The organism is Mesorhizobium sp. M0293, from assembly GCF_040321735.1.
Classification (GTDB): domain Bacteria; phylum Pseudomonadota; class Alphaproteobacteria; order Rhizobiales; family Rhizobiaceae; genus Mesorhizobium.
Genome location: NZ_JAMYSA010000217.1, coordinates 1 through 4510 on the forward strand (window position 1 = coordinate 1; position 4510 = coordinate 4510).

At 60.9% G+C, this 4510-nt stretch carries 6 protein-coding genes and 1 pseudogene; 4 read left to right on the plus strand and 3 right to left on the minus strand.

Translation table 11 applies throughout. The annotated features are described in order from the left end of the window. The first annotated feature begins 176 nt into the window (after positions 1-176). Positions 177-1201, plus strand: a protein-coding gene (locus tag NKJ06_RS34535) for an IS630 family transposase (RefSeq protein WP_502905677.1) whose coding sequence is annotated in 2 segments (ribosomal slippage) — positions 177-651 and positions 651-1201 — 1026 coding nt in all. Because the reading frame shifts where the segments join, the coding sequence is not laid out codon by codon here. 28 nt (positions 1202-1229) lie between these two features. Next, positions 1230-1730 (plus strand): annotated as a pseudogene (locus NKJ06_RS34540) (transposase); the annotation flags it as partial. Here NKJ06_RS34540 and NKJ06_RS34545 read toward each other — a convergent pair. Continuing rightward, positions 1727-1924: a hypothetical protein gene (locus NKJ06_RS34545; protein ID WP_352812389.1), complete on the minus strand. Its 198-nt coding sequence runs from the start codon at positions 1922-1924 to the stop codon at positions 1727-1729. The pseudogene NKJ06_RS34540 and the gene NKJ06_RS34545 sit on opposite strands and share 4 nt — an antisense overlap. Positions 1925-1961: 37 nt before the next feature. Further along, a complete protein-coding gene (locus tag NKJ06_RS34550) occupies positions 1962-2357 on the minus strand; it encodes a hypothetical protein (RefSeq protein WP_352812390.1) in 396 nt (131 codons plus the stop codon). 233 nt (positions 2358-2590) lie between these two features. Between NKJ06_RS34550 and NKJ06_RS34555 the strand changes: the two genes are divergently transcribed. Then, on the plus strand, positions 2591-2872 hold the full coding sequence (locus NKJ06_RS34555; RefSeq protein WP_352812392.1) for a hypothetical protein: 282 nt from the start codon (positions 2591-2593) through the stop codon (positions 2870-2872). Between the two features lie 176 nt (positions 2873-3048). Here the strand turns inward: NKJ06_RS34555 and NKJ06_RS34560 are convergent, their stop codons facing one another. Then, positions 3049-3297, minus strand: coding sequence for a hypothetical protein (locus tag NKJ06_RS34560; protein ID WP_352812394.1), 249 nt, complete (start codon positions 3295-3297; stop codon positions 3049-3051). 375 nt (positions 3298-3672) lie between these two features. Here NKJ06_RS34560 and NKJ06_RS34565 point away from each other — a divergent pair, with 375 nt between their 5' ends. Continuing rightward, complete coding sequence (locus NKJ06_RS34565) at positions 3673-4392, plus strand: hypothetical protein (protein ID WP_502905678.1); 720 nt, start codon at positions 3673-3675, stop codon at positions 4390-4392. Positions 4393-4510 lie beyond the last annotated feature (118 nt).

A 4510-nucleotide genomic window follows, 5' to 3' on the forward strand; every position in this document is an offset into this window, starting at 1 on the left:
AGTCTCCCGGCGCACTAGTGGTAACACGCGCCGGCGCGCGCCTAACATGCTGACTTAACGACATATTCTTAAAGGCGGTGTTTAATAATACCAAGTCTCTTGAGCCCTGACTCATGAGGGGCTTTCCAAAATGGCTGGTGTCTGATTCATTGATCGCGAACCCAAGGAGGGTGGCGATGGCAGCGGCAGTGAAGCTTCGAGATGGTTATACGGCGTCGGCGATGCGGGCACTGGCCCGGTCGAGCGATAATGCGAACCAGGTTCGCCGGTTGCTGACGTTGGCGATGATTTACGAGGGCAGCACGCGCTGCGAGGCGGCGCGGGTTGGCGGCGTAGGTCTTCAGACGGTTCGCGACTGGGTGCTGCGCTTCAACGCCTCTGGCCCTAACGGCCTGATCGACGGGGTGCCTCCTGGTGGCGTGCCCCTGCTGGATGATGCGCAGCGCCGGACCTTGGCGAACATTGTCGAGAGTGGCCCGATCCCGGCATCGCACGGCGTTGTGCGCTGGCGTCTGATCGACTTGGCGCAGTGGGTCCGGGACGAGTTCACCATCTCCATCAGCAAGCAGACGCTGAGCCGGGAACTGCGCGCCATGGGCTACCGCAAACTGTCGGCGCGGCCCCGCCATCATGCGCAGGATGCTGACGCCATTCGGCGATCCGGGCGACACTTCCCCGTGGCACACCCATAGAGTTGTGGTGGCAGGACGAGGCCCGGGTCGGTCAGAAAAACGGGATTACCCGCCGTTGGGCAAGGCGCGGAACGCGACCATCAGCCCCAAAGGATCAGCGCACCACGTCGGCCTACATCTACGGCGCGATCTGTCCGGCCGAAGGCAAAGGCGCGGGGCTCGTGCTGCCTCGCTGCAACACCGAAGGAATGACGCTCCATCTGGCGGAAATCTCTGGCGCCGTGGCGCCGGGCGCTCATGCTGTACTGCTGATCGATCAGGCCGGGTGGCATCTCTCCGCCGCCCTCGTGGTGCCCGAGAACATCACTTTGTTGCCGCTGCCGTCGAAATGCCCTGAGCTCAATCCGGTCGAAAACATCTGGCAATTCATGCGCGACAACTGGCTCTCCAACCGTATCTTCAAATCCTATGACGACATCCTCGACCATTGCTGCTTCGCGTGGAACCGTCTCATCGACCAACCGTGGCGCATCATGTCCATCGGTCTACGCCGCTGGGCACACGGGTGAAGATCAGCGAGACTTGGTATTAGTCGGGTTTGGCTGCAAGGTCGGGATCGCAACGACGAACCGGGAAGGCCTCGTGCTGGCCGCCAAATCCTTCGAGGGTAATCCGTATGACGGCCATACGCTCGCCGCGACCGTCGATCAGGCGGTGGAGATCGGCGGCGTCGACCCGGACCGCATCTATGTCGACAAGGGCTATCGCGGCCACGACTACAAAGGCTCGGGCTCGGTAATGATCGCCGGCCATCGGCGCGGCCTGACGGCCACCATGAAGCGGGAACTGAAGCGACGATCGGCCATCGAGGCCACCATCGGCCATATGAAAACCGATGGGAGGCTGGACCGGAACTTCCTTCTCGGCCATGTTGGCGACGCCATCAATGCGCTGCTCGTGGCCGCAGGCCACAATCTGCGCCTCATCCTCGCCACGCTGGCGCTTTGGCGTGCGCTCATCCTGCTGGCGCTTGCTGCTTCAGCCGCGAAACCGGATACTTCCCCCCGTCTCCGCGACCATGCCGTGTCAATGGCTTAACCGTTGTTCAGGGCGGACCACTTGCTCGTGTCGATCATAGGCAGCTGCGCGCCGGTGGCGATACCCATGCCGAGCTGCTTCCGGACCTCGCTCTTATGCGCTTGGACCATGCCGGGGATCAGGAAGGCGTCGACCAGAATCCAGATGCCAAGTGCGAGAAGTAGGAACGCCCCGGCCCCTATGACGATGGTCATCCATCCGAAAATGAAAAGCGACAGTTGGACGCCCGCCTCAAACAGTAAACAGCATCCAGAGTTGTACCAACCCCATCAAGACGATGAGACCTACCGTCAGCGCGGCGAACAAATCTGTCGGGACCTCAGCGACATACCTCGCGTGGTGCGTTCCCAGTTTCGCCTCCGTATAGTCTTGGTTGAGTGCTTTGATCTCCTGGAGAGTTGACCTTCCTGCGAGGGCGCCGAAACAGGATATGTTAAAAACAGACAAGGCTAGCGCCAGTTTTTCTGAAGTTGGCGCTGTGTGTGCGAAGCTGAATATCAAAAATAAGTTCACGACCGAGACCGCGAATGCTATACCAATTACCGCCATATAATGGCCAAGTCGAGCATTCGATAATGCTATTTGCTGATCTCTGCTGAGGTTTTCTTGGTCGACACTTGCAATCATATCAACCCTCCTCCGATCAACCGCCAGCATCTGGGTCGATCGTACTCCTATTGTTACGATCTGCAACGCACAGCAGAAAATGTAACGCGCGACTTATCTTTTCCGCAGCCTCACCCCGGCGCCGCCGCCATTCTCGGGGATGAACTCGACGCCGGCCGCCGCGAGCGCACGGCATACGGCCTCGACGTTTGGCCATCCCCACTGCTTGGCCGTCGCTACCTTCCATCCGTTTGATGGTCGGCACCGACACTTTCATCACGGCGCTCGACCTCATGGAGGCCGACTGCGATCTAGAGCCCTGGCTTGGCTCGCCCGACAACGTGCCGCGCGTCAAAGGCCACCAGACGCTTGATGACGAACCGTCACCCGGCTGGAAGATCGGAATGGATCAGAATGTAGCGCTGGCCAACAGCAGCACCGACTGGACCTTCTATGATGGCGAGTTCGACGCAGAAGACGCGCCGGAACCGTCCGAAGACGGCGAAACTGTCATGTGGGGGGACGACCTCAAGTAGCAGGAAATGCCGGTGTCGCTGTAATACGCACCCGTGCGCATTTGGCCCGCCGTTGGCGGCGGGCTTTTTATGACCCCATCCAGTTGCAAGCTACCGCTTTCGAATGAGGTGGCACCATCACCCCCCGCACCGGCCATTCCTTTTTTGTGGTGCCCCATACCTTGCCGAAGTTCGGGTCAACAACCCTGATCGGCCCCCGCGCTCTCCGCCAGAGGCGCGGGCTTTACCGGGGAGTAGGGGGCTGGTCCGCGGTGCCGTCTGACATCATCTTTCAAACCCTGCGCAGCTTTAATCACGGCCTTGCGGCTATTGCCGTGTTTTAGGATCAACTCCCAGGCCAGGTCCGGAGTCAAACCGTTCTCCCAGGCGAAATATTCGACCTGATGGTCGTGAATAGCATCCTGCCTGCGCTTATCGCCGGCCATTTGAGCCTCCGCTCTGCCTTTTCGAGCTACGAGCGCCAGTGAGGCAGCCTAAAAGGAACAGGGGCGTTCGATCAACTTGGAGATTGGGGGGTACCGGCACATGCATTGGAGGTAGGTCAGGGTGCGATGATCTGGCACTTTCGCCCGCCGCCCCACGGTGGCGTGGCTTTTCATTTTGGTGCTCAGGCCTTCGACGGCCTCGTGTCCGCCTGCGACCGCTGTATGCCTGCAACCTGGAGCCGAACATGACCATCCCATTCGCCATCGCCACGACCGCCGCGCAGCATGCCGCAGCGGTTTCGCACGTCCCGTTCCCGTCCGGAGGTTTGGAAATACGCGGCTCAGTCGCCGTCCAAACCAAGGAGGGACTGAGCTTTGGCCGTGTCCGAAAAACAACCCAAGGGGCAGCACTTCCTGCTGTCGCCCGCGTGCAGAACGCTCACCGTCATGGACCTGGCAAAGGTTTGCGAGGCCACGGCCTATGGCTGGTTCAAACGCATGCGCTGGCTACAAACTGACGGCGAACCGTTCTCCCCGAAGTGCGGCACGCTTCGCTGCCACTCGATGAGCCGCGGCCGCTTCAAATGCTCCGACAAGGCCTGCAAGGCCGTATTCACCGTCACGTCGGGCACCATGCCCGGAAGCTTCAAAAAGGGGGGCATGGCCATCTGGCTCTCGGTGAATTCCGTCAAGGGCAAGGCCGCGCTGCAGCCCTCGCGCGAGATCGGCGTGCAGTTCAAGACCGCCTGGGTGATGATGATGAAACTGCGCGAGGCGATCGCGTGGCGCAGGGAAGACATGGTGCTCGAGGGCGAGGTCGAGATCGACGGCAAATACGCTGGCGGCCATATCCGGCCCAAGAACAAGGCCGAGGACCGTCTCAAGAAGTTCCAGAACATGAAGCGGCTGTGCGCCTTGGCGCTCAGGGAACGCGGCCTGGGAGGCCGGAACCTTCACGCGCGTCATCCGCGACGAGGACGGCGATGCCGCGTGGGCAGCCGTCCGCGAGCACTCCCGCGACGCTGCCGTGATCGCCGACTTGAGCATGTATCAAGATCCACGTTGCGTAGACGCAATCCTCTGGCAGCTCCGTAGGAACGTACGAGATGCCGTCGGTGTCATCCGCATTCGACTTCGGCGATACCCGTGTTTGGATCGGCGGCGAGCGGGTGCGGATCCATGTGTTTGTCGGGACGCTTGGCTATTCGCGCCG

What these genes read in the sequence shown, in the direction of transcription:
- NKJ06_RS34545 (WP_352812389.1), bottom strand. Translation starts at nt 1,924, where the DNA reads ATGACCATCGTCATAGGGGCCGGGGCGTTCCTACTTCTCGCACTTGGC.
- NKJ06_RS34550 (WP_352812390.1), bottom strand. Translation starts at nt 2,357, where the DNA reads ATGATTGCAAGTGTCGACCAAGAAAACCTCAGCAGAGATCAGCAAATA.
- NKJ06_RS34560 (WP_352812394.1), bottom strand. Translation starts at nt 3,297, where the DNA reads ATGGCCGGCGATAAGCGCAGGCAGGATGCTATTCACGACCATCAGGTC.
- NKJ06_RS34555 (WP_352812392.1), top strand. Translation starts at nt 2,591, where the DNA reads ATGGTCGGCACCGACACTTTCATCACGGCGCTCGACCTCATGGAGGCC.